Below are 22,824 nucleotides of genomic sequence, written 5' to 3' on the forward strand. Positions count from 1 at the left end.
CGCCCCCTGTTTACGAGAAGGAGTGGCTGTTGCGCGCCGAACAGCCACTCCTTCGCGGAAAGTGCGGGCTCGGGGTGACGAGGGCGCCGGGTCAGGCGGCGGCGAGCTGGGTGACGCGGATCTTGGTGACCAGGGCGTCGAGGAGGGCACGCAGCAGGGTCTCGGTCGTCTCGTCCTTGACCGAGCCGTCCTCGGTGAGCTTCTCGTGGGCGTTGGTGACGATGATCTCCGGCTTGGTGACCACCGCGGAGTCGGTCCAGAGGAAGAGCTGACGCAGCTGGAGCTGGGCGCGGACGGTGCCCATCCCGGTCGGCGCGGCGCCGACGATGGCGATCGGCTTGTGCGCCAGCGGGGAGACCCACGAGGTGATCGGGAAGCTCGGGCGCGACGCCCAGTCGAGGGCGTTCTTCAGCACGCCGGGGACGCCGTAGTTGTACTCCGGGGTGGCGATGAGCAGGGCGTCCGCGGCGGCGATCCGCTCCCGCAGGTCCACCACGGCCGCCGACGGCTCGGGCTCGACGTCCTCGTTGAACGGCGGGATCGCGCCGAGGCCGGTGTACTGCTCGATGGTCAGGCCGGCCGGGGCGAGCCGCTGCGCGGCCCGGATCAGCGCCGTGTTGAACGACGCCTCGCGCAGGCTGCCGGAGATGGCCAGGACGGTGAAGTCGGACATGGGAAAACCCTTCGATCGGAGATGCTTGAGTTCGCCAATAGTAGAGCTACTCAACTATCTGCTGGCAAGTAGGATGTGAGACATGACGCAGAGCACCGCTCCCACCGGCTCCGACCTGGGCGACCGCTCCGGGCTGGCCGGGGACGCGGTGCGCCGGATCATGCACGTCGCGTCCGCCATCCGGCACTACCAGGACGTCGAGATCGCCGAGCTGGGGTTGACTCCGGCGGCGGCCCGCGCGCTGCACGAACTCGACCCCGACCGGCCGCTGCCCGCCCGCGACCTCGCCGAGCAGCTGCGCTGCGACCGGTCCAACGTGACCGCCCTGGTCGACAAGCTGGAGCAGGCCGGCCTGGTCGAACGCCGCGTCGACCCGGCCGACCGGCGGCAGAAGACGCTGGTGGTGACCGCGGCCGGCCGCCGGATGCGCGAGCGGGTGGACCGGGTGATGACCGACTCCCGGCTCCTCGCCGGCCTCAGTACCGACGAGCTGGCCACCCTGCGCGAGCTGGTGTGGAAGGTCTCCGACGGCGGCTGCCCGGAGCAGTGCGCCCCGGAGTGAGCCCGGCCGGGCGGATCGTGTCCAAGTGGGCGACCCTGGCCTTCGTCGGTAATGCTGATCGACGTGACCACCCCGCAGGATCTCGACGACCGGTTCCGGGAGAGCCTGGGCGACGCTGCCCGAGCCCGAGCGGCGGCGTGACCCGGCCGAGCCGGTCCGCGACGGCGCCGCGCTGACCGGGCGGCAACTGCTCGCCCTCTTCGACGCCCAGGTCACCAGCCGCCAGCTCGACCTGGCCGGACGCTGGCTGCGCAGCTTCGGGGAGGGTTTCTACACCATCGGCTCGGCCGGGCACGAGGCCAACGCCGCCGTCGCCGCGGCACTGCGCCCCACCGATCCCGCGCTGCTGCACTACCGCTCCGGCGCCTTCTACTGCGCCCGCGCCGCCCTCGCCGCCGGCGAGTTCCCGGCCGCCGGCACCGACGGGGGTACGCCCACCTCCGACGACCCCGCTGACAGCGTGGCCCCCAGCGGCTTCCCGGACCTCTCCGGTGGCGGTGCCGAGCCCGTCGGGGTTCCCGGCGTCCCCGGCGATCGAGCCGGCGTCGGGGTTCCCAGCGATTCCGATGGCGGTGCCGCTTCCACCGACGTTCCGGACGCCTCCGCCGACGACGCCGACCCCGTCGACAGCCCCGCCAGCTCCGGTGCCTCGACCGTCGCGGGCGGCGGGCAGACGCCGGAGGCAGCTTCCCCGGCACCCTCCACCGGCAGCACGGGCGCGGCCGCCTACCGGGTCGGCGCGGACGGTACCGCCGAGGCGGTACCCGCCCCGGACCCCGTCGGCGTCGGCCACGACGCAGCACCCGACGCCGCCTTCGAAGCCCAGGCGAGCGGCGGAGCCGAGCCGGACGCGTATACCGCCGCCGCGCGGGACGTGCTGCGCGGGATGGTCGCCTCCGCGCGGGAGCCGATCGCCGGGGGCCGGCACAAGGTCTTCGGCCGGGCCGACCTGGCCGTCGTGCCCACCACCTCGACGATCGCCTCGCACCTGCCCCGGGCGGTCGGCCTGGGCCTGGCCCTGGAGCGGCTGCGCCGGGTGGAGACCGCCGGCCGCCGCGACGGCGCCGACGTGCCGCCGCGCTCGCCGTGGCCCCGGGACGCCATCGTGGTCTGCTCCTTCGGCGACGCCTCGGTCAACCACGCCAGCGCCGCCGCCGCGCTCAACACCGCCGGCTGGTACGACCACACCGGGCTGCGCATCCCGGTGCTCTTCGTCTGCGAGGACAACGGGCTGGGCATCAGCGTCCGCTCACCGCAGGGCTGGGTCGAGCGGAGCCTGCGGGCCCGGCCAGGGCTGCGCTACTTCTCCGCCGACGGTACGGACCCGGTCGGGACGTACGAGGTGGCGGCCGAGGCGGCGGCCTGGGTGCGCCGGCACCGGAGGCCGGCGGTGCTGCACCTGCGCACCGTACGGCTGATGGGGCACGCCGGGGCCGACGCGGAGACCGCCTACCGCAGTTCCGCCGAGATCGCCGCCGACGAGGCGCGCGACCCGGTGCTGGCCACCGCCCGGCTGCTGGTCGAGGCGGGACTGGCGACCGGCGAGGAGCTGCTGTCCCGGTACGACGAGCGCGGCTGGCAGATCCGCCGGATCGCCGAGGAGGTGCTCGACGAGCCCAAGCTCGCCACGGCGGCGGAGGTGGTCGCCCCGCTCGCCCCCCGCCGGCCGGCGCGGATCGCCGCGGCGGTGGCGGAGGCGGCGGCCCGGGCCGGCGGGCCGGGCGCGGGGGCCAGGGCCGAGGCGTTCGGCGGGAAGCCGCCGGAGCTGGCCGGCCCGCTCACCCTGGCGCAGAGCATCAACGCCGCCCTGGCCGACGGGATGCTCGCCCACCCTCAGCTGGCGGTCTTCGGCGAGGACGTCGCCGTCAAGGGCGGGGTCTACGGCGTGACCAAGGGGCTGCGCGAGAAGTTCGGCCCGGCGCGGGTCTTCGACACGCTGCTCGACGAGACCTCGGTGCTGGGGCTGGGCCTGGGCGCCGGGCTGGCCGGGCTGCTGCCGGTACCGGAGATCCAGTACCTGGCGTACCTGCACAACGCCGAGGACCAACTGCGCGGCGAGGCGGCCACCATGCAGTTCTTCTCCTCCGGCGCGTTCCGCAACCCGATGGTGGTGCGGGTGCCGGGGCTGGCGTACCAGGAGGGGTTCGGCGGGCACTTCCACAACGACAACTCGGTGGCCGTACTCCGGGACGTGCCCGGCCTGGTGGTCGCGGTGCCGGCGCGGCCGGACGACGCCGCGCCGCTGCTGCGCACCTGCCTGGCCGCCGCGGCGGTGGACGGCGCCGTCTGCGTCTTCCTGGAGCCGATCGCGCTCTACCACACCCGCGACCTCTACGAACCGGGCGACGGCGAGTGGCTGGGGGAGTACGCGGAACCGGGCGCGTGGGCGGGTGAGCACGTGCCGATCGGCCGCGCCCGGGTCTACGGCGTCGGCTCGGCCGAGGACGTCACGATCCTCACATTCGGTAACGGGGTGCGGATGTCGCTGCGGGCCGCCGCCGTCCTCGCCGACGAGGGGATCGGGACCCGGGTGGTGGACCTGCGCTGGCTGGCCCCGCTGCCGGTGGCGGACATCATCCGGGAGGCCTCGGCGACCGGCCGGGTGCTGGTGGTGGACGAGACACGCCGGTCCGGCGGGGTCGGCGAGGGGATCATCGCGGCGCTGGTGGACGCCGGATATGTGGGCGCCGCGCGGAGAGTAGCCGGAGTCGACTCGTTTGTACCATTAGGTCCGGCGGCACGTCAGGTTCTGGTCTCCGAGGAAGCCATTACCCAGGGTGCCCGTACGCTGCTGGCACGGTAAATTCCGTTCCACCCGGTGCGCCACTTGCGCGTGGGCCCGCAACTGTGTGGACTTTGCCTGACGGCGTCACCCGACGTCGCGAGCAGGGATGAGATGAGGAGGCACGCGACAGTGAGCGCGACCGCAGGTCAGGCCGCCGACGGGGTACGCAGCCTGGCGGACCGGTTCGGGATCGAGCCGGGGATGGTCGTCATGGAGATGGGGTACGACGACGACGTCGACCAGGATCTCCGGGACGCCCTGACCGACCGCTGTGGAGATCTGGTCGACGAGGACACCGACGAGGTGGTCGACGCGGTGCTGGTCTGGTACCGCGACGGCGACGGTGACCTCTTCGAACTCCTCGTCGACGCCCTCGGCCCGCTGGCCGACGCCGGAGTCGTGTGGCTGCTGACCCCGAAGGCCGGGCGTGACGGGCACGTCGAGCCGAGCGAGGTCGCCGAGTCGGCGCAGACCGCAGGGCTGCAGCAGACCTCGACGGTCAACGCCGGCCGGGACTGGAGCGGCGCCCGCCTCGTGCTGCGGCGCGGCTCCAAGGGCAAGAAGTAGCCGTCCCCCCCGTGACCCGGCGGCTGCCGCCGCCGGGTGTGGCACGCTGTTGCCACCTCCAGACTCAACCCAGGGAGCTCGCATGCCGATCGAGGTTGGCGCCCAGGCGCCGGACTTCGTGCTCAAGGACCAGAACAACCAGGAGGTCCGGCTCTCGGACTTCCAGGGCAAGCGCACCGTGCTGCTGGTCTTCTACCCGCTCGCCTTCACCGGCATCTGTCAGGGCGAGCTGTGCGAGGTGCGGGACAACCTCAACGAGTACGTCAACGACGACGTCCAGGTGCTCACGGTCAGCGTCGACTCGGTCTACAGCCACAAGATCTGGGCCGAGCGCGAGGGCTACCAGTTCCCGCTGCTGGCCGACTTCTGGCCGCACGGGGCGGTCGCCCAGGCGTACGGCGTCTTCAACGACGTCGCCGGCATCGCCAACCGGGGCACCTTCGTCATCGACAAGGCCGGTGTCGTCCGGTTCGCCGAGATGAACATGCCGGGCGAGGCGCGCGACCAGGAGGGCTGGCGCAAGGCCCTCGCGGAGGCCGTCGCGGCCTGACGCCCGAACCGGGCACACCGTTCGACCGGGCCGGAGGCCGGCAGGTAAGCTTGCCACCCTCCGGCCCGCCGTACGGGCGTTCCGGGCGCGTAGCTCAGTGGGAGAGCACTCGCCTTACAAGCGAGGGGTCGCAGGTTCGAAACCTGCCGCGCCCACCACCCATGACCAGCAGGGGAGCCGATCACAAGATCAGCCCCCTGCCTCGTCTTAGCAGCGGGAACCTCAGCTCAACTGACGGTCAAGCTGGTCGACGCGGGGAAGCGTGATGGTGAACGTCGTCCCGACGGCGACCTCACTCGCGACCGTGATGGTGCCCTTGTGATCGGTGACGATCTGCCGGGCGATGGCGAGGCCGAGGCCACTGCCCCCGGTACGGCGGCCGCGCGCGGCGTCGGCCCGCCAGAACCGGTCGAACACATGCGGCAGCGCGTCCGCTGCGATTCCCGAGCCGGTGTCGACGACCTGGACGATCGCCTGCGTGTCGGTGCGGCTCGCGACCAGCCGGACGCTGCCGCCCGCAGCGGTCGCCCGGAGGGCGTTGGTGACGAGGTTGCCGACCACCTGGCGGAGCCGGTCGGGATCAGCGTGCACCGCGACCGGCTCGGCCGCCACGCGCAACGACACCCCGGCCGACTCCGCCCGGGCGTGGTGGGCGGTGCGGCAGGTCTCCAGTAGTTCGGCCAGATCCACGGCGACCCGGTGGTACGCCAGGCTGCCGGCCTCAGCCAGGGCCAGGTCCTGCAGGTCATCGACGATGCGCTGTTGCAGCACCGCCTCTTCGTGCAGTGACGCGAAGAGATCCTGGTCCGGCGTGATCACGCCGTCGGAGAGCGCCTCGAGATAGCCGCGCAGGTTGGCCAGCGGGGTGCGCAGTTCATGGGCGACGTCGGCGACCAGCCGGCGTTGCCGCTCCTCCCCGCGCTGCAGGGAGTCGGCCATCCGGTTGAACGACCGGGCCAACTCCGCCAACTCGTCGTTGCCCCGCACCGGAACCCGTCCGGTGAGGTCGCCCCGGCCGAGCCGCTGAGCGGCCGCGGTGAGCGTGTCGATGGGGCGCAGCACCCGCCGGCTCAGCAGCACGGTGCCGATGACCGCGACCGCCGCAACGCCCGCTGCCGCGGCGAGCAGTGGACCGGCGGCCAACACGGACGCCGGATCGCCGCGAGCACCGAGATAGACCCGGGCGGGTACCGGCGCGACGTCACTGATGTCGTTGGTGAAGGCCTGGGCCAGGCAGGAATCCAGTGATTCCACCGTCGAGGCGCCGCACACCTGCACCGAGGCGGCGTCTGCCAGGTTCCGGCCCGGCTCTGCCGCGACGTCGGCGCAGCCGTCGACGATCTCAGCGACACCAGGGCGATCGCGCACGTCGACCGCGCTCAGGTCGGCGTCGAACTGCGGAACTCCCGTGCTGGTGGGTGCAGCGACAACAGGGACGGATGCCCGTGTCAGGCAGGCCGCGAACCGCACGCCGGTGCGGTAGCCGGCGATCGCACCGGCCACACCTTTCTGCCGGCTCGCCGGCTCCGCCGGCAGTGCGGCCAGGTTCAGCACCGGCCGCGGATCGACGACCCCGACCATCGTGCCGAGCGGCCGGGCGGTGCGGTCCTCCTGGGTGTCCGTGTCCACGATCACCTGGCCCGTGTCGGCGACCAGGTGGATCCGCTGACCGGTCTGGGCGCGCAGGTCCCGAACCAGGTCGGGCACGCCCTCCCAGGTGCCGTGCCGGCTGCCGTACGTCGTGAGTCGGCCGACGACCTCATCGAGTTGCGCCCGATCGGTGGTGGCCGAGTCGCTGATCTGTTGCGAGGCCTGCCGCAGGGTCAGCCACGCGGTCGCCGCGGTCGCGCTCACCGCGACGAGGACGACCAGCCAGAGCACCCGTAGCCGAAAACTCACCGGCCGGCTCCGGGCGTGCCCTCGGGGGTCGGCGCCGCCGCCAGTTGCTCCGGTTCGGCGAGCCGGTAGCCGCGGCCGTAGACGGTCTGCACGTACCGCGGCTCGGCAACGTCGTCCTCGATCTTGCGGCGGAGGTTCATCACGTGCGCGTCGACGGTGCGTTCGAGCACGAAACGATCGAATCCGAAGGCCCGGTCGATGATCTGCGCCCGGGTGAACGCCCGCCCGGGCTCGCCGGCGAGCACCTCGAGGATGCCGAACTCCTTGGCCGTCAGGGCGACCGGCCGCCCGCCGACGCGTACCTCGAACCGGCCGGCGTCCACCTCGAGATCGCCGACGCGTAGCACCGCCCGGTTGTCGGCGTTCACCACCCGCGCCCGGCGCAGCAGCGCCCGTACCCGGGCGGCCAGCTCCCGCGGGCTGTACGGCTTGGTGAGGTAGTCGTCGGCACCGACGTCGAGGCCCAGCAGGACGTCGTCCTCGGTGGTGCGGGCGGTCAGCAGCAGGATCGGAATCTCCGATTCGGCGCGCAGGATCCGGCACACGTCCAGGCCGTCGAGGACCGGCATCATCACGTCGAGGACCACCAGGTCCGGCCGGCGGGAGCGGCACTGGTCCAGCGCGGCCCGCCCGTCGCCGACCAGCAGCACGCTGTGCCCCTCGCGTTCGAGATAGACCCGTACCAGGTTGGCCTGCTTGGGGTCGTCCTCGGCGACCAGGATCCGCGCGCTCATGTTTCCCCATTCTGCCTGGTGGTGGCGGGGGTCAAGTAAACCCGAAACCCGTGAAGAACTGATGTGGGCGGGCTTCGGAGAGCGGCGAGCGGGATATCCGCACAGCCGGCCCACGGCTTCTTCAAGGGTTCTTCACCACCGGCTGCCTACGGTGCTCTTCGTGTCAGTCAGGAGCCGGACATGATCTTCGAACCAGCACAATCGGGCCGCCGCGACGAGCAACAGCGGCGGGCCGCCCGGCGGCGGATCCGGGAGACGCTCGCGGTGCGCCGGGCCGCCACGGTCGGCGGGCACGGGGCCGCCGAACCGCTGGACGAACCGCGCGTCGAGCCCGGGGCTGCCGGGGTGACGCCGGGTACGCGTGGTCGGCGCGCGGGGACCGGTGTGAGCAACGAGACTGTCCCGTTGGCCGAGGCCGTGATCGATCTTGCGGCGATCGCGGAGAACATCCGGACGATCGCGGCGATCGCACGTACCGGGCTGATGGCCGTGGTGAAGGCCGACGGCTTCGGGCACGGCGCGGTGCCGGTGGCGCGGGCGGCGTTGGGCGCCGGCGCCGCCTGGCTGGGTGTGACCTCGGCGACGGAGGCGGTGGCGCTGCGCTCGGCGGGCATCGACGCGCCCGTCCTGAGCTGGCTGCACCGGCCGGACGAGGACTTCACCCGCCTGATCGCCGCGGACGTCGACATCGCGGTGTCGACCCTGACCCACCTGCGCGCGATCGCCACCGCGGCCACGGATCTCGGGGTGCCCGCCACGGTCCAGCTCAAGGCGGACGTCGGCCTGTCCCGCAACGGTGCCGGCGGCGACGAATGGCCCGAGCTGGCCGCCTGGGCCCGCAAGCACGAGGCGGAGGGCAGCGTCCGGGTACGCGGGGTGTGGTCCCACCTGACGAACGCCGACGTGCCGGGCTGCCCGAGCATCGCCCGGCAGCTGTCGACGTTCCAGGAGGCGCTGCGGATCGCTCGGGAGACCGGGCTCGACCCCGAAGTGGTGCATCTGGCGAACTCGGCGGCGGCACTGGCCGCCCCGCAGACCCGGTTCGGTCTCTGCCGGATCGGCCTGGCCATGTACGGCGTCGACCCGTTCGGCGCGACCGGTCCCCGCCGCTACGGCCTGCGACCCGCCATGACCCTGCGGTCAAGGGTGATCAACCTGAAGCGGGTGCCCGCCGGTACCGGCGTGTCCTACGGTCCCGATCGGGTGACCGATCGGCCGACCACGCTCGCCCTGCTGCCGCTCGGGTACGCCGACGGCCTGTCGCGCACCGCCGAGGGCCGCGCGTGGGTCTGGCTCGCGGGTCGGCGCTGCCCGATCGTCGGGCGCATCGCCATGGATCAGTGCGTCGTCGATGTCGGCGACCTGCCGGTGGCGCTCGGCGACCCGGTGGTCGTCTTCGGTCCCGGCGCCGAGCCCGGCTCGCCCGACCCGGCCGAGCCGACGGCCGCCGAGTGGGCGCGGTGGGCCGGCACCAACCCGCACGAAGTCCTGACCGGAATCGGCGCGCGAGTGGCGCGCGTACACCTACACGCGGAAGCGGCAACATCATGACTGTTCGTCTGGCGGTGCTGTTCGGTGGGCGCAGCGGGGAGCACGACGTCTCCCGGCGCTCGGCGGAGAGCATCCTGGCTCACCTCGACCCCGCCGCCTACCAGGTGACCGAGGTGCTGATCGAGCGGGACGGCCAGTGGCGGGTGAACGGAGACCGGGCCACGTTCGCGCAGGCGCTGCGGACCCTCGGCGACCAGGACGTGGTGCTCCCGGCGCTGCACGGGCCGTACGGTGAGGACGGCACCGTCCAGTCGATGCTGGAGTGGCTCGGCGTCGCGTTCGTCGGAAACGGTGTCTTCGCCAGCGCCGCGGGGATGGACAAGCCGGTCACGAAGAAACTCCTCGCCGCCGACGGCCTGCGCGTGGCCGACGGGGTGACGCTGCGGCCCGACGAGGAGCTGTCGTCGCGGGATCAGGAGCGGCTGGGGCTGCCCGTCTTCGTCAAACCGGCCCGGGCCGGCTCCAGCCTGGGAGTCTCCAAGGTCGAACAATGGGCGCAGCTGCCCGCCGCCCTGCGGCTCGCGCGCGAGAGCGACGCGAAGGTTCTCGTCGAACGCGCCGTGCGCGGGCGCGAGATCGACGTCGGCGTCCTTCAGCACCCCGACGGTCGCGTCGAGGCCGGGCCGCCGCTGGAGATACGGGTGGCGGACGCCGCCTTCTTCGACTACGACGCCAAGTACGACGGCGGTGCCGTCTTCCACATTCCGGCCCAGCTCGACCCCGGCACCACCCGGCTACTGCAGGACCGGGCGGTGCGGGCGTTCCACGCGCTCGGCTGCCGTGGGCTGCTCCGCGTCGACTTCTTCCTCCCGGATCCGGACGCCGACCACGGCACCGGGTGGACCGGAGACCACCGGGAGCCGGTGATCAACGAGGTCAACACCTTCCCCGGATTCACCGCCGCCTCCCAGTACCCGCAGATCTGGCAGCGGGCCGGCGTCGGCTACTCGGCACTGCTCGACATCCTCATCCAGGGCGCACTGCATCGACGCGACGCCGTCTCCCTCTGCCCGAGTCCCTGCTGATGGCCGTCTACACCGCGGAACACCTCCGTGGTTTCCGCATGATCGTCACGGGCGGGGGAACGGGCGGGCACACCTACCCGGCGCTGACCACGATCCGTACGCTCCGCGAGCGGCTGGCGGCAGCCGGCACCGCACCGGACGTCCGCTGGGTGGGCGTCGCCCACGGACTGGAGGCCGGCATCGCCCGGCAGGAGGGCATTCCCTTCACGGCGATCACCACCGGCAAGCTGCGCCGCTCGCCGAACCTGCACGAGTGGGGCCGCAACCTCGCCGACGCCTTCCGGGTGCCGCTCGGCATCTTCCAGGCCATCAGGATCGTGGTGCGCACCCGGCCCGAGGTGGTCTTCTCCACCGGCGGATACGTCTCCGTCCCGATCGGGATCGCCGCCTGGATGACCCGCCGCCCGCTGGTCATGCACGAGCAGATCCTCACGCTCGGGCTGGCGAACCGGATCCTCGCCCGCCTCGCCGATCGAGTCCTGCTGAGTCACGAGTCTTCCATCGACCATCTGCCCGCCCGAGCGAGAACCCGCGCGGTGGTCACCGGCAACCCGATCCGGCCCGAGATCCTCACGGGCAACCGCGACCGGGCGCTCGCCGCGTACCACCTGGATCCGCGCCTGCCGCTGGTGTACGTCACCGGCGGCGCCCAGGGCGCCGTCCAAGTCAACAACCTGATCGCCGACATCCTCCCGGGACTCCTGCAGAGATGTCAGGTGCTGCACCAGTGCGGCGACTACTCCCTCGACCGGATGCGGCAGGTCGCGGCCGCCCTCCCGGAACACCTGCGCAGCAGGTACCGGGTCGTCGACTACGTCCACGGCGAGCTGCCCGACGTCCTGAGCGCCGCGGACATCGTCGTCGCGCGCAGCGGCGCCGGCACCGTCGCCGAACTCACCGCCCTGGGCAAGGCATGCGTCTTCATCCCGCTCATCCCCACCGGCGGCGACGAACAACGGCGGACCGCACGGCACCTCGCCGACGCCGGTGCCTCCCGCATGCTCGCCGGGCCCGACGCCTCCGCCAACCGCCTCTACGAGGAGATCATGGTGCTGCTCGACCACCCGGAACGACGCCAGGAGCTGGCCGACGCCGCCCGTCGACACGGCCGGCCCCATGCGGCCACCGCCGTGGCCAGCGCGATCATCGACGCCGCTGGGCGATACCGGTCATGATCCTGCTGTCTGATCGGCGAATCTCGGCCATCCCGCTCGGCGACAACGGGGAGGCCATGGTCGACCTACGCCAGGTCGCGGACCTCCGGGTGGACGACCGGCTGGCCGACGAGGCCGGCGCGTACGCGCACCTGCGCGAGGCGACGGTGCAGCGTCTGCTCGCCGCCCAGCGGACCCTGCCCGGAGGGCTGCGGCTGCTGGTCATCGAGGGGTACCGGCCGCTCAGCCTGCAGACGACCTACTTCGAGAGCTACCAGGACGAACTGCGCCGCAGGTACCCGGAGTGGGACTCGGCGCGCCGGCACGTGGAGGCCAGCAAGTACATCTCTCCGCCCGAGGTGGCTCCGCACAGTACCGGCGGGACGGTCGACCTCACGCTCTGTACGGCCGATGGGATCGAACTGGACCTGGGCACGATCGTCAACGCCAGCCCGGTGGACAGCGCCGACGCCTGCTTCACGGGATCACCCGACATCTCCCCGCGGGCCCGCACCAATCGCGGCATCCTGGGCCGGGCGCTGTCGTCCGCCGGCATGGTCAACTACCCGACCGAATGGTGGCACTGGTCGTTCGGCGACCGCTACTGGGCGCTGAGCACCGGGGCCGCCCGGACCCGGTACGGGCCGGTGGATCTGCCCTGAAGCGGCGCGGGACGTCCAGCGCCGCGCCCTGCCCGTGATGGGAGGGCGCGGCACGCGCCGGCGTGCCCGTTCCCCCGTTGTACGGGTGAGGCGTGGGCAGCGACGAACCGGGAGGCAGCACCGTGAGCTACGCGGAGGTCGACGGGCTGCGCCTCTGGTACGAGGTCCACGGCGACGGCCTCCCGCTGGTGCTGCTGCACGGCGGGTACGGCGCGGTGGAGACGTTCGCCCCGATCCTGCCCGCCCTGACGCGGCGGCGGCGGGTGATCGCGGTGGACCTGCAGGGTCACGGGCGCACCGCCGACGTGGACCGTCCACTGCGGTACGAGACGATGGCCGAGGACATCGTCGCGTTGCTGCGGCACCTCGACCTGCCCGAGGCGGACGTGCTCGGCTACTCCCTCGGCGGCGGGGTGGCCCTGCGTACCGCGATCCAGCATCCGGCGTTGGTCCGGCGGCTGGTGCTGGTCTCCACCCCGTGCCGGCGGCGGGGCTGGTATCCCGAGGTGCTGGCCGCGACGGCCGCCCAGGACGAGCGGGTCGGCGAGCAGATGCGGGGCACGCCCGCGCACGAGCTCTACGCCCGGGTCGCGCCCCGGCCCGGGGACTGGCCGGGGCTCTGGGCCAGGACCGGTGACCTGCTGCGCCACGAGTACGACTGGTCGGCCGAGGTCGCCGCGCTCAGTGTGCCGACCATGCTGGTCTACGCCGACGCGGACTCGATCCCGGTCACCCACATGGCCGAGTTCTTCGGGCTGCTCGGCGGGGGCCACCGCGACGCCGGCTGGGACGGCACCGACCGGCCGGCGGCCCGGCTGGCGGTGCTGCCCGGCCTCACCCACTACGACATCGTCGCCTCGCCGGCCCTGCCCGCCGCCGTCCTGCCGTTCCTCACCCACCAGGTCCGCCCACCGCAGTGACGGGAAGCGGCGGGCCCGCCCGGGGCGGTCGACCGCCGGGTCGACACCTCGTTCGGTGCGTGGCGCCCGGTCGTCAGGCGCCGGTCTCCTCCCCGGCGAGGCTCAGGCCGCGATCCCGCAGCGCCGCCCGCAGTACGCCGATCGCCTTCGGTCCCACGCCGTGCAGGGCCAGCAGCTCCCGCTCGGTGACGGCGGTCAGCTGGTCCAGCCGGATCCAGCCGGCTGCACTCAGCGCGCGCCGGGCCGGCGCACCGGCCGCCCGGGGGATGTCCATGTCGCTCACCTGACGGCACCTCCCTGGTAGATCACCACGTCATGGTGTCACGGCGGCGGTCCGCAGCGGCGGCCGACGATCCGTGGCGCGACGTCAGTGCAGCCGGCGGCGTACCCAGGGCAGCAGGGCGTCCGCCTGGGCCTGCTGGAACGCCCGGACGGTGGGAATGCCGGGCGGGGGTGGCTGCCGGGCGCCGTCGGTGAAGAAGCCGGCCAGCCCGGCGTATACGCCGGTCACCGCGTCCGGGTCGACGCCGGCGGTGAGCGGGAGCCGGCGCAGCAGCGCCTCGGTGTCGTGCCCGCCGTGCAGCGCGACGTTGACCAGCAGCAGCGCGGTGTCCAGCCAGGCCGGGCCCCGGCAGGCGTGCGGCCAGTCGACCACGGTCACGGTGCCGGCCGGGTCGACGAGCAGGTTGTCGGCCCGCAGGTCGAGGTGGCACAGCGTGTCCCCGTCGAGGGCGGCCAGGCCCCGCGCGGCCGAGGCGCGCAGGTCGTCCAGGTGCGCCCGTGCCCACGGGTCGAGGTCGGCGGGCGGGTCGGCGGCGATCCGCTCCCAGCCGCGGAAGTCGTACGCCAGGCGTGCGGCAGCGGTCGGCGCGTGCCGGACCGGATCGGGGGTGAGCGCCGCGGCCATCGCCGCCAGCGTGTCGAGCACGGCGGTCAGCTCGTCGGTCCGCCACGGGGTGGCCGGGTGCCGGCCCTCGACGTCGGTGAAGATCAGCGCCACCCATTCGCCGTCGTCGTACCGTCCGAGCAGGCGGGGCGTCGGGGCGGACGCCGGCAGCGCGGCGGCGACGGCCGCCTCGGCCCGGTGCAGCGCGACGCTGTGCGCGTTGCGCGTCCGGCTGACCGCCTTGACGAAGGCGCGTCGACCGTCGGCGGTGCGGACCCGGTCGGCGGTGCCGGGGGAGAAGCCGCCCGGCTGGGACACCGCCTCGACCACCCGGCCGCCGAGGACGTCCTGCACGCCGGAGCGGACCTCACCGGGCAGGTCCGCCCAGCCGATCCGGGTCCTGACCAGCTCATCCATCCGTCCAGGGTGGTGCGGGGCGGTGCCGGCGGGCAACCGCGTTACGTGGCGAGGTAGCGCAGCACGACGACGCCGCTGGCGAAGGGCCGGGTCTCCACCAGCCGGAACCGGCGCGGGTCGAACTCCCGGTCGACGATCGGCACGCCCCGGCCGACCAGGAACGGGTTGAGCTTGACCACCAGTTCGTCCACCTCGGGCAGCAGTTGGCCGGCGAGCTGTCCACCGCCGGCGAGCCAGATGTCGCCGCCGTCGCGGCGCTTCAGCTCACGGACGAACTCGACCGGGTCGGCGTCGACCAGCTGCACGTCGGGGTAGTCCGCCGGGGGCAGCGAGCGGGAGAAGACGTACTGGGTCAGGTGGGCGTACGGGCTGGTCACACCGATGGCGAGCCCCGGGTCGTAGGTGGCGCGCCCCATCACCACCGCGTCGAAGCGGCCCTGCGGCCGGTCGATGCCGAACCGCTCGTGCGTGAAGGTGGGGAACGTCTGGGGCCAGGTCGCCGCCAGGTGCTCCCGCACGTCGGGGTCGAGCGGGAAGAAGTCGGCCGACCCGTCGGGGGCGGCGATGAAGCCGTCGACGGTGCTGGCGACGTAGTACACGAGCTTGCGCAAACGAACTCCCCAATCACTACTGCTGTCGTGGTTGAGAAACTACAACACCTGTCGTGGTTCCGCTAGGGTGAATCCGTGGCGAGAAACGTGGAACGGCGGGCGGCGCTGGCCGACGCCGGATTGCGGGTGCTGGCGGCGACCGGGGCGCGGGGCCTGACCCACCGCGCCGTCGACGCCGAGGCCGGTGTCCCGGTCGGTACGGCCTCCAACTACTTCCGGTCCCGCGACGCCATGCTCGGCGCGCTCGGCGAACGGATCATGGAACGGTTCGCCCCGGACGAGGGCACCCTCGCCGAACTCGGCGCTCGGGAGCCCTCGCTGGACCTGTTCACCGACTACGTCCGCTACATCGTCGAGCGCACCACCGCCCAGCCGGAGCTGACCCGGGCGCTGATCGAGCTGCGGCTGGAGGCGGTGCGCCGGCCGGAGCTGGCCCGGATCCTCGGCGACACGCTGCGCCGTGGCTACCGCGACGACGTCGCGTTCCACGTCGCCGCCGGGCTGCCCGGCGGGGCGTTCGAGGTGGCCCTGCTGCACTACGCGCTGGACGGCCTCCTGCTCGACCTGCTCACCACCTCGATCGACGCCGGATTCGACCCGGACGAGGTGGTCTCCGCCCTGGTGTCCCGGCTGGTCGCCCGCGCCTGAGCGCACCCGCCGCCCGGCCCGGCCCGAGGTATGCCACCGGCCGCAACGGGAAACCGCCTGCGGGACGAACCCCCGGGAGGAGTGACGGATGAGAGACGGCGCCGGCCTGACCATCGGTGTGCTCGGCTCGTACGGCGGACGCAACCTCGGCGACGAGGCCATCCTCACCGGCCTCCTGGCCGACCTGCGCGAACAGGAACCCCACGCCCGGATCATCGTCTTCTCCCGCAACCCGGCGCACACTGCGCTCGCCCACCCCGACGTCGAGGCGGTGCCCTGGGAGGGGGTCAGCCGGGTCGACTCCGCGGAGGTGCTCGCCCAGCTCGACCTGCTCATCCTCGGCGGCGGCGGCATCCTGTACGACCGGGAGGCCCGCCGCTACCTGCGCGTCGTGCGGGTCGCCCAGGAGCGGGGCCTGCCGCTGCTGACGTACGCGGTGGGGGTCGGGCCGCTCAGCGACAACGTCGACACCGGCATGGTCCGGGAGACCCTGGCCAGCGCCATCGAGGTGACCGTACGGGACCAGGAGTCCCGGATGGTGCTGGAGGAGGCGGGGCTGCTCAACCCGATCACCGTCACCGCCGACCCGGCGTTCCTGCTGGAGCCCGAGGACTTTCCCGACCGGCTGCTGCGCGAGGAGGGCGTGCCCGCCGGTAAGCGCCTGATCGGCCTCAGCGTCCGCGAGCCGGGCCGGGCCGCGGAGCGGCTCGACGTCGACGGGTACCACCGGCTGCTCGCCCAGATCGGCGACTTCCTGGTCCAACGGATCGACGCCTACGTGCTCTTCGTTCCGATGGAACGCGACGACATCCGGCACTCGCACGGCGTGCTGTCCCACATGGTCGCCGCCGACCGGGGCCGGATCCTGCACGGCGACTACTCGCCCCGGCAGGTGCTCGGCCTGATGAAGCACTTCGACCTGGCGGTCGGCATGCGGCTGCACTTCCTGATCTTCGCCTCGATGGTGGGCACGCCGTTCCTTCCCCTGCCGTACGCGGGAAAGGTCTTCGACCTGGCCCAGCGGCTCGGGGTGCCGGCGCTGCGCGGCGTGGAACGGGAGGTGGAGGGCCCGCTGCTCGCGGAGGTCGACCGGCTCTGGGACGAACGCGAATCCCGGGCGGAGGCCACCGCCCGCCGGGTCGCCGAGGTCTGCGACCAGGCCCGGGGCACCTCCCAGGTCACCAGGGCGGTGCTGGACAGCCTGCGGTCCCGGGCGTTGGCCCGGATGGACGCCTGACCGCGCCGCCAGGACGGCTCAAATCGCCGGGCCGCGCCAGCGGTAGCAGTACTCGCCCCCGACGGACTCCAGCTCGTAGATCTGCGCGTCGATCAGCCCCTCCGGACCGAGGTGGTGATGGGTCAGCGGCGGACGGTTGTTGCTGTCCAGTTCCACGTCGACCGTCTCGCCGTCCGCCGGGCCGTCCGCCAGGGGAATCCGCACCGTTGATGCCATGGGCCCATCCTGCCCCGGAGATCGCCGGCCCGCAGGAATTGCCGGACCGGCACTACGGTGCAGGTATGGCCGACATCGAGATCGACCCGACGCTCGCGCCGGTCCTGGCCCGCACCGGTGACGAACGCGCCGTGCTGGAGGCGTTCCTCGACTTCCACCGGGGGATCGTGCTGCGCAAGGTGCGCGGCCTGGCCGACGGCGACGCCCGCCGCCGGCTGGTGCCCTCCGCGACCACCCTCGCCGGGGTGCTGAAGCACCTGGCCCTGATCGAGCGGAACTGGTTCCCCATCCTGCTCGACCCCGCCCCGGGCGAGGTCTTCCCGACCACCGAAGAGGACGCGGCGGCCAGCTTCGCCGTGGCCGAGGGGGAGACCCTGGGCGCCCTCGTCGAGGCGTACGAGCGGGCCTGCGCGCGGTCCCGGGAGGGTGGCCGCCCGGTTCCCGCTGGAACACGTCGTGCCGCACCCCCAGCTCGGCGAGGTGTCGCTGCGCTGGATCCTGGTGCACCTGATCGAGGAGACCGCCCGGCACGCCGGCCACGCCGACATCCTCCGCGAACTCACCGACGGCGAGACCGGCGTGCTCTGACTCAGGCGCGCGGCAGCAGCCCCGGCGGGTACTCCATGCCGTCGTGGGTGCAGGCCGCGGCGGCCACCGCCGCCGCGTACGCCGCCGCCTCGGGCAGCGCCGCGCCGCGCAGCCGACCGGCGACCAGCCCGGCGGCGAAGGCGTCCCCGGCGCCGTTGGTGTCCACCACCGGCGCGGCCGGCACGGTGGCGGGCACCCGCACCGGCGCGCCGCCGCACGGGTGCAGGTCGGCGCCGTCCGCGCCCCGGGTCACCACCACCGTGCGGGGCGCCAGCCCGGCCGCCACCGCCGGGGCCCGGTCGCCCAGCCGTACCCCGCTGACCAGGACCAGGTCGGCGGCCTCGGCGAACGGACGGTGGTAGGGCTGCTCCCCGTCCCAGTCGTGCAGGTCGGTGGAGAGCGACACCCCGTCGGGCAGCGCCGCGCGCAGCACCGGCAGCCCGTCCCGCGCCCAGTCCATGATCGAGACGTGCACGTGGGCGGCGTCCCGGACCAGCTTGGTCAGCTCGTCGTCGGTGAACGGGGCCGCCGCGCCGGTCCACGGGGACGGGTCGTGCAGGGACATCCGCCGCCCGGCCGGGTCGACCAGGTTCACCGACTGCCGGGTGCCGCCCGGGTTGTCGACCAGCACCGTGTGCACCGAGGTCCGGGCCAGTGCGGCGCGCACCACCTGACCGGCGGGATCGGTGCCGAGCACGTCCACCAGGGCGACCCGCAGCCCGAGCGCGTGTGCGGCGAGCGCCACCCCCGCGCCGGTGTTGCCGATCCGCGACTCGATCGCCGGGACGATGAGTGAGTCGGCGGCGGGGGGCGGGATCGCGGGCACCCGGACCCGCACATCCACCCCCAGGCCGCCGATCACGAGCAGGTCGAACATGGCGCCGACGGTAGCCGGTGGGCGCGGCCTATCCTGGGCCCGGGCGTCGACGAGGGGGAGCTTTGCTGGTCATCCACGGGTTGTGGCTGGTCGGTGCCGGTCTCGCCGTCTGGGCGGAGGACAGCGCCGCGCCCGCCCGGGCGCCCCGCCGGCCCGGAAGGGCCCCGCGCGAGCGCGCCCACCCGTTCGCCGCCGACCACGCCACGCTCGCCACCGCGCTGGGCGACGTCCCGGCCCAGGCCGGTTCCCTGCCGCTCACCCTGCCCACCCGGGCCGGTTCCCCGCTGGACTCGCCCGAGCTGGTGCGGACCACCGTCGCCGAGCCGGTCCGCGGCCCGGTCACCCTGGCCCGCTGGCGGGTGCCCGTCCTGACGTACGGCCCGGACGCGGCGCTGACCCTGCTGCGCGCCCTCGACGGGCCGGCCGCCGTACCGGGCGCCACCCTGCGCCACCTCGCCGAGCTGGCCGAGTTCGCGGTCGACCTGGTGTCCCGGGGCCGGGTCCTGCCCGGGCTGGCCGAGTCGGCTCCGCCCGACGGCGGGGCGGTGACGGTGGCCCGGGCGCTCTGGCGGCCGCTGCTCACCGGCACCGACGCCGGGTGGGCCCGGTCGCTGGCGTTGGCCCTGCCCCCGGCCGCCCGGTCCGCCGACGGGCCGCTGTCCGTCGACCCCGGACCGGCGTCGCAGGGTGCCCGCCCGGTGCTCACCGACGGGCGCGGACCCGGGCGAACCGATGCGTCCGGTAGTCCCGGGTCGGCGGATCCCGGGGCGGGCGGGCTGGTGGCCGACGCGCTGGACGCGCTCACCGACGCCGCCGCCCGGGCCGCGCTGGCCGACACCGACCTGGCCCGGGGCGGCCGCCGCGACGGGGTGGTGGCCGACTGGCTGACCGCGCTGTCCGAGGCGGACCGGGAGTTCACCACCGACCCCGACGCGCTGGCCACCCTCCGCACCGAGCTGGACAACTGGCAGCGCGACGCCGCCGGTGGTGCGGTACGGGCCAGCTTCCGGCTGGTCGAGCCGCCGCCCGACGAGATCGTCGACCCGCTGGTGGTGGTCCCCGCCGACCCGGCCACCGTGGTCCGGCCCGCCGGTCGCTGGCGGGTCGAGTTCGGCCTGCAGGCCGCCGACGAGCCGAGCCTGCACGTCGACGCCGGCCAGGTCTGGCGCGCGCCGGAGACCGTACCCGCGCTCGCCGGCCGGCGCGACGACCCGCAGGAGACGCTCCTGGCCGAGCTGGGCCGGGCCGGCCGGCTCTGGCCGGAGCTGGACGCCGCGCTGCGGACCCCGGCCCCGGAGGAGTTGGAGCTGGACGTCGAGGGCGCGCACCGGTTCCTGCGCGACGGCGCCCCGGTGCTGCACGCCGCCGGCTTCGGGGTGCTGCTGCCCTCCTGGTGGCAACGCCCGTCGGCACGACTCGGCGCCCGGTTGCAGGCGCGCAGCCGCACCGCCCCGGGCACCGTCGCCGGCGCCTCCGGCGGGCTCGGCCTGGACGCCCTGGTCGACTACCGGTGGGAGGTGGCGCTCGGCGACGAGGCGCTCGACGCCGACGAGCTGACCGCGCTGGCCGCGTTGAAGACGCCGCTGGTGCGGCTGCGCGGCCAATGGGTGGAGCTGGACCCGAAGCGGCTCGCCGCCGGGCTGCGGCTGCTGCGCTCCTCCGGCGAGCTGACCGTCGCCGACCTGCTCCGGCTCGGCCTGGCCGGCGCCGACCGGCCCGAGGCGCTGCCGGTGCTGGAGGTGACCGCCGACGGGCCGCTGGGCGACCTGCTCGCCGGGGAGGCCGAACGGCGGCTCACCCCGCTCGACCCGCCGCCGGGCTTCAAGGGCACCCTGCGGCCGTACCAGCGGCGGGGGCTGGCCTGGCTGGCCTTCCTCCAGTCACTCGGGCTCGGCGGTGTGCTCGCCGACGACATGGGGCTGGGCAAGACGGTGCAGCTGCTGGCCCTGCTCGCCGGGGACCCGCCGGCGGCCGGGCCGACCCTGCTGGTCTGCCCGATGTCGCTGGTCGGCAACTGGCAGCGGGAGGCGGCGAAGTTCACCCCGGGGCTGCGCGTGCACGTGCACCACGGCGCGGAGCGGGCCCGGGGCGAGGAGTTCACCGCGGCGGCGCACGCGGCCGACCTGGTGGTGACCACCTACTCGGTGGCGGCCCGGGACGCGGTCGCGCTCGCCTCGATCGGCTGGCACCGGGTGGTGGTGGACGAGGCGCAGGCGATCAAGAACGCCTCGACCCGGCAGGCCGAGGCGGTGCGGTCGCTGCCCGCGCGGCACCGGGTCGCGGTCACCGGTACGCCGGTGGAGAACCGGCTGGCCGACCTCTGGTCCATCATGCAGTTCGCCAACCCGGGGCTGCTCGGCCCGGCGGCCAGCTTCCGGACCGCGTACGCGGTGCCGATCGAGCGGCACGGGGACGCCGAGGTCGCCGCCCGGCTGCGCCGGATGACCGGCCCGTTCGTGCTGCGCCGGCTCAAGACCGACTCCTCGATCATCTCCGACCTGCCGGAGAAGCTGGAGATGGAGGTGCTCTGCAACCTCACCGCCGAGCAGGCGTCGCTCTACCGGGCCATCGTGGACGACATGCTGGCGAAGATCGAGTCCAGCGACGGCATGGAGCGGCGCGGCCTGGTGCTGGCCACCATGACCCGGCTCAAGCAGGTCTGCAACCACCCCGCGCAGCTGCTGCGCGACGGCTCGGCCCTGCCCGGGCGTTCCGGCAAGCTGGAACGGCTGGAGGAGATCCTCGACGAGGTGCTCGCGGCGGGGGAGAAGGCCCTGCTCTTCACCCAGTACGCCGAGTTCGGCGGGATGCTGCGCGGGCACCTCTCGGCCCGCTTCGGTCGCGAGGTGCTCTTCCTGCACGGCGGGGTCGGCAAGGCGGACCGGGACGCCATGGTCACCCGGTTCCAGTCCCCGGACGGCCCGGCGATCTTCGTGCTGTCGCTCAAGGCCGGCGGCACCGGGCTGACCCTGACCGCCGCCAACCACGTCGTCCACGTCGACCGGTGGTGGAACCCGGCGGTGGAGGACCAGGCGACCGACCGGGCGTTCCGGATCGGCCAGCGCCGGCGGGTCCAGGTACGCAAGTTCGTCTGTGCCGGCACGGTGGAGGAGAAGGTCGCCGCGATGATCGCCGACAAGCGCAGCCTGGCCGCCTCGGTGGTGGGCAGCGGGGAGCAGTGGGTCACCGAACTCTCCACCGCTCAACTGCGCGAGCTGTTCGCCTTGGAGGCCGGGGCGGTGGTCGAGTGACCGGCCCCGACCGCACGCCACCGCCCGGCGACCCGGCAGCCGGCGAGGAGGCGGGCCCGGCCGGCCGGTTCGCCGACTTCGGGCCGCCCCGGCGGGTCGACGGCGGGCTGAAGGCGCGCAGCACCCGGGGCGCGATCGGCGTCTCCTGGTGGTCGCGGCGCTTCCTGGAGGTGCTGGAGTCGTTCGCCCTCGGCACCCGGCTCACCCGCGGCCGGTCGTACGCGCGGCGCGGCCAGGTGCTGCGGCTCGACGTGACGCCCGGCCGGGTCGAGGCCGTCGTGCAGGGCTCCCGGGCCGAGCCGTACCGGGTCGGCATCGAGCTGGCGGTGTTTCCGGCGGCGCTCTGGGACCGGGTCGAGCGGGATCTCGCCGCGCAGGCGTTCTTCAGCGCCCGGCTGCTCGCCGGGGACCTCCCGGCGGAGCTGGAGGAGGTGTTCGCCGCCGCCGGCGCCCCGCTCTTTCCGAGCGGGGTGGCGGCGCTGACCCAGCGGTGCAGCTGCCCCGACTTCGCGGTGCCCTGCAAACACCTGGCGGCGACCTTCTACCTGCTGGCTGAGGCGTTCGACGCGGACCCGTTCCAGCTGCTGCACTGGCGCGGCCGCAGCCGGGCCGAGCTGCTCGACCGGCTGCGCGCCCTGCGCGGCACCGGCCCGGCCGGTCCCACCGGTACGCGCGAACCGTCCGACCCGGACGCCCTCGCGCCGAAAGTGGCCGACGACGGCCCGGCCCCCGCCGGGGAACCGGTCGCGGCGGCCGGGGCGGCGCGGGTGCTGGCAGGGCTGCCGGTGATCCCGCTCGGCGAGGCGGTGGACCGGTTCTGGCTGCCGCCGGTGCCGCTGCCGGACCGGCCGCCGAGCCTGGCGACCGGCCCGGAGCTGCTGCTGCGGCAGCTCGGCGCGCCCGCGGCCGCCATCGGCGGCCCGGGCCTGCTCGAGCGGCTGCGCCGGGCGTACCGGAGTTTCGGCCGGTCCTGACCCCGCCGCCCGCGGCGGATCGTGGACGGTCGTCGTC

The 22,824-nt window shown here is 74.0% G+C and carries 21 protein-coding genes, 1 tRNA gene and 1 pseudogene; 15 read left to right on the forward strand and 8 right to left on the reverse strand.

Annotation, left to right across the window (positions count from 1 at the left end; genetic code table 11):
- Positions 1-91: 91 nt before the first annotated feature.
- Positions 92-673 carry an NADPH-dependent FMN reductase gene (locus V6U88_RS04370; protein WP_334450043.1) on the reverse strand — a complete coding sequence of 194 codons (582 nt, stop codon included), beginning with the start codon at positions 671-673 and terminating at the stop codon, positions 92-94.
- Between the two features lie 82 nt (positions 674-755).
- On the opposite strand from V6U88_RS04370, the gene V6U88_RS04375 reads away from it, so the two are divergent.
- The 5 genes from V6U88_RS04375 to V6U88_RS04400 all read left to right on the forward strand — a co-directional run bounded on the left by V6U88_RS04375 (position 756) and on the right by V6U88_RS04400 (position 5,295).
- Positions 756-1,235 (forward strand): MarR family winged helix-turn-helix transcriptional regulator, encoded by a 480-nt coding sequence (locus V6U88_RS04375; protein WP_334450044.1) that lies wholly within the window; start codon positions 756-758, stop codon positions 1,233-1,235.
- Positions 1,236-1,695: 460 nt separating this feature from the next.
- Entirely contained in the window at positions 1,696-4,038 is a 2,343-nt protein-coding gene (locus V6U88_RS04385; protein ID WP_334450591.1) for a transketolase C-terminal domain-containing protein, read from the forward strand.
- A gap of 111 nt (positions 4,039-4,149) precedes the next feature.
- On the forward strand, positions 4,150-4,587 hold the full coding sequence (locus tag V6U88_RS04390; protein WP_088975454.1) for a DUF3052 domain-containing protein: 438 nt from the start codon (positions 4,150-4,152) through the stop codon (positions 4,585-4,587).
- Between the two features lie 82 nt (positions 4,588-4,669).
- Positions 4,670-5,137 carry a peroxiredoxin gene (locus V6U88_RS04395; RefSeq protein ID WP_334450045.1) on the forward strand — a complete coding sequence of 156 codons (468 nt, stop codon included), beginning with the start codon at positions 4,670-4,672 and terminating at the stop codon, positions 5,135-5,137.
- 83 nt (positions 5,138-5,220) lie between these two features.
- Positions 5,221-5,295 (forward strand) — tRNA-Val (locus tag V6U88_RS04400).
- 64 nt (positions 5,296-5,359) lie between these two features.
- Here the strand turns inward: V6U88_RS04400 and V6U88_RS04405 are convergent.
- Together V6U88_RS04405 and V6U88_RS04410 are read right to left on the reverse strand one after the other, a co-directional pair.
- Entirely contained in the window at positions 5,360-6,766 is a 1,407-nt protein-coding gene (locus tag V6U88_RS04405; protein WP_334450046.1) for a sensor histidine kinase, read from the reverse strand.
- Positions 6,767-7,032: 266 nt separating this feature from the next.
- Positions 7,033-7,770: a response regulator transcription factor gene (locus V6U88_RS04410; protein WP_334450047.1), complete on the reverse strand. Its 738-nt coding sequence runs from the start codon at positions 7,768-7,770 to the stop codon at positions 7,033-7,035.
- A gap of 180 nt (positions 7,771-7,950) precedes the next feature.
- Between V6U88_RS04410 and alr the strand changes: the two genes are divergently transcribed.
- The 5 genes from alr (at position 7,951) to V6U88_RS04435 (ending at position 13,082) form a co-directional block, all read left to right on the forward strand.
- Positions 7,951-9,321 (forward strand): alanine racemase, encoded by a 1,371-nt coding sequence (gene alr, locus V6U88_RS04415; RefSeq protein WP_334450048.1) that lies wholly within the window; start codon positions 7,951-7,953, stop codon positions 9,319-9,321.
- Positions 9,318-10,346, forward strand: a complete 1,029-nt coding sequence (locus V6U88_RS04420; RefSeq protein ID WP_334450050.1) for a D-alanine--D-alanine ligase family protein — start codon at positions 9,318-9,320, stop codon at positions 10,344-10,346. Before alr ends, V6U88_RS04420 begins: the two co-directional genes overlap by 4 nt.
- On the forward strand, positions 10,346-11,521 hold the full coding sequence (locus V6U88_RS04425) for a UDP-N-acetylglucosamine--N-acetylmuramyl-(pentapeptide) pyrophosphoryl-undecaprenol N-acetylglucosamine transferase (protein WP_334450051.1): 1,176 nt from the start codon (positions 10,346-10,348) through the stop codon (positions 11,519-11,521). Before V6U88_RS04420 ends, V6U88_RS04425 begins: the two co-directional genes overlap by 1 nt.
- The gene (locus V6U88_RS04430; RefSeq protein WP_334450052.1) at positions 11,518-12,162 is read left to right on the forward strand and encodes a M15 family metallopeptidase; all 645 of its coding nucleotides are present in this window, start codon (positions 11,518-11,520) and stop codon (positions 12,160-12,162) included. The genes V6U88_RS04425 and V6U88_RS04430 overlap by 4 nt, the downstream gene beginning before the upstream one ends.
- 122 nt (positions 12,163-12,284) lie before the next feature.
- Positions 12,285-13,082: an alpha/beta fold hydrolase gene (locus V6U88_RS04435; RefSeq protein ID WP_334450053.1), complete on the forward strand. Its 798-nt coding sequence runs from the start codon at positions 12,285-12,287 to the stop codon at positions 13,080-13,082.
- Between the two features lie 73 nt (positions 13,083-13,155).
- Here the strand turns inward: V6U88_RS04435 and V6U88_RS04440 are convergent, their stop codons facing one another.
- The 3 genes from V6U88_RS04440 to V6U88_RS04450 form a co-directional block, all read right to left on the reverse strand.
- Positions 13,156-13,365 (reverse strand): DNA-binding protein, encoded by a 210-nt coding sequence (locus tag V6U88_RS04440; RefSeq protein WP_442934562.1) that lies wholly within the window; start codon positions 13,363-13,365, stop codon positions 13,156-13,158.
- Between the two features lie 84 nt (positions 13,366-13,449).
- Entirely contained in the window at positions 13,450-14,385 is a 936-nt protein-coding gene (locus tag V6U88_RS04445) for a phosphotransferase family protein (RefSeq protein WP_334450054.1), read from the reverse strand.
- A gap of 41 nt (positions 14,386-14,426) precedes the next feature.
- The gene (locus tag V6U88_RS04450; protein ID WP_334450055.1) at positions 14,427-14,996 is read right to left on the reverse strand and encodes a dihydrofolate reductase family protein; all 570 of its coding nucleotides are present in this window, start codon (positions 14,994-14,996) and stop codon (positions 14,427-14,429) included.
- Positions 14,997-15,071: 75 nt separating this feature from the next.
- On the opposite strand from V6U88_RS04450, the gene V6U88_RS04455 reads away from it, so the two are divergent.
- Together V6U88_RS04455 and V6U88_RS04460 are read left to right on the forward strand one after the other, a co-directional pair.
- Positions 15,072-15,644: a TetR/AcrR family transcriptional regulator gene (locus tag V6U88_RS04455; protein WP_334450056.1), complete on the forward strand. Its 573-nt coding sequence runs from the start codon at positions 15,072-15,074 to the stop codon at positions 15,642-15,644.
- Between the two features lie 88 nt (positions 15,645-15,732).
- Positions 15,733-16,881 (forward strand): polysaccharide pyruvyl transferase family protein, encoded by a 1,149-nt coding sequence (locus V6U88_RS04460; RefSeq protein WP_334450057.1) that lies wholly within the window; start codon positions 15,733-15,735, stop codon positions 16,879-16,881.
- An 18-nt stretch (positions 16,882-16,899) separates the two neighbouring features.
- Here V6U88_RS04460 and V6U88_RS04465 read toward each other — a convergent pair whose 3' ends face one another.
- Entirely contained in the window at positions 16,900-17,097 is a 198-nt protein-coding gene (locus V6U88_RS04465; protein WP_334450059.1) for a hypothetical protein, read from the reverse strand.
- A 65-nt stretch (positions 17,098-17,162) separates the two neighbouring features.
- Here V6U88_RS04465 and V6U88_RS04470 point away from each other — a divergent pair.
- Positions 17,163-17,685: pseudogene (locus V6U88_RS04470) on the forward strand (DinB family protein).
- 1 nt (position 17,686) lies between these two features.
- Here the strand turns inward: V6U88_RS04470 and V6U88_RS04475 are convergent.
- Complete coding sequence (locus V6U88_RS04475) at positions 17,687-18,562, reverse strand: carbohydrate kinase family protein (protein WP_334450060.1); 876 nt, start codon at positions 18,560-18,562, stop codon at positions 17,687-17,689.
- Between the two features lie 62 nt (positions 18,563-18,624).
- On the opposite strand from V6U88_RS04475, the gene V6U88_RS04480 reads away from it, so the two are divergent.
- Together V6U88_RS04480 and V6U88_RS04485 are read left to right on the forward strand one after the other, a co-directional pair.
- Positions 18,625-21,813, forward strand: coding sequence for a DEAD/DEAH box helicase (locus tag V6U88_RS04480; RefSeq protein ID WP_334450061.1), 3,189 nt, complete (start codon positions 18,625-18,627; stop codon positions 21,811-21,813).
- A complete protein-coding gene (locus V6U88_RS04485; RefSeq protein ID WP_442934563.1) occupies positions 21,810-22,787 on the forward strand; it encodes an SWIM zinc finger family protein in 978 nt (325 codons plus the stop codon). Before V6U88_RS04480 ends, V6U88_RS04485 begins: the two co-directional genes overlap by 4 nt.
- Positions 22,788-22,824 lie beyond the last annotated feature (37 nt).

The organism is Micromonospora sp. CPCC 205739 (assembly GCF_036906795.1).
In the GTDB taxonomy this organism is placed as follows: Bacteria; Actinomycetota; Actinomycetes; order Mycobacteriales; family Micromonosporaceae; genus Micromonospora.

Excerpts from the sequence above, each read along its gene's own strand:
- V6U88_RS04370 (WP_334450043.1), bottom strand. The coding sequence starts at position 673 with ATGTCCGACTTCACCGTCCTGGCCATCTCCGGCAGCCTGCGCGAGGCG.
- V6U88_RS04375 (WP_334450044.1), top strand. The coding sequence starts at position 756 with ATGACGCAGAGCACCGCTCCCACCGGCTCCGACCTGGGCGACCGCTCC.
- V6U88_RS04395 (WP_334450045.1), top strand. The coding sequence starts at position 4,670 with ATGCCGATCGAGGTTGGCGCCCAGGCGCCGGACTTCGTGCTCAAGGAC.
- V6U88_RS04410 (WP_334450047.1), bottom strand. The coding sequence starts at position 7,770 with ATGAGCGCGCGGATCCTGGTCGCCGAGGACGACCCCAAGCAGGCCAAC.
- alr (WP_334450048.1), top strand. The coding sequence starts at position 7,951 with ATGATCTTCGAACCAGCACAATCGGGCCGCCGCGACGAGCAACAGCGG.
- V6U88_RS04420 (WP_334450050.1), top strand. The coding sequence starts at position 9,318 with ATGACTGTTCGTCTGGCGGTGCTGTTCGGTGGGCGCAGCGGGGAGCAC.
- V6U88_RS04425 (WP_334450051.1), top strand. The coding sequence starts at position 10,346 with ATGGCCGTCTACACCGCGGAACACCTCCGTGGTTTCCGCATGATCGTC.
- V6U88_RS04430 (WP_334450052.1), top strand. The coding sequence starts at position 11,518 with ATGATCCTGCTGTCTGATCGGCGAATCTCGGCCATCCCGCTCGGCGAC.
- V6U88_RS04445 (WP_334450054.1), bottom strand. The coding sequence starts at position 14,385 with ATGGATGAGCTGGTCAGGACCCGGATCGGCTGGGCGGACCTGCCCGGT.
- V6U88_RS04460 (WP_334450057.1), top strand. The coding sequence starts at position 15,733 with ATGAGAGACGGCGCCGGCCTGACCATCGGTGTGCTCGGCTCGTACGGC.
- V6U88_RS04465 (WP_334450059.1), bottom strand. The coding sequence starts at position 17,097 with ATGGCATCAACGGTGCGGATTCCCCTGGCGGACGGCCCGGCGGACGGC.
- V6U88_RS04475 (WP_334450060.1), bottom strand. The coding sequence starts at position 18,562 with ATGTTCGACCTGCTCGTGATCGGCGGCCTGGGGGTGGATGTGCGGGTC.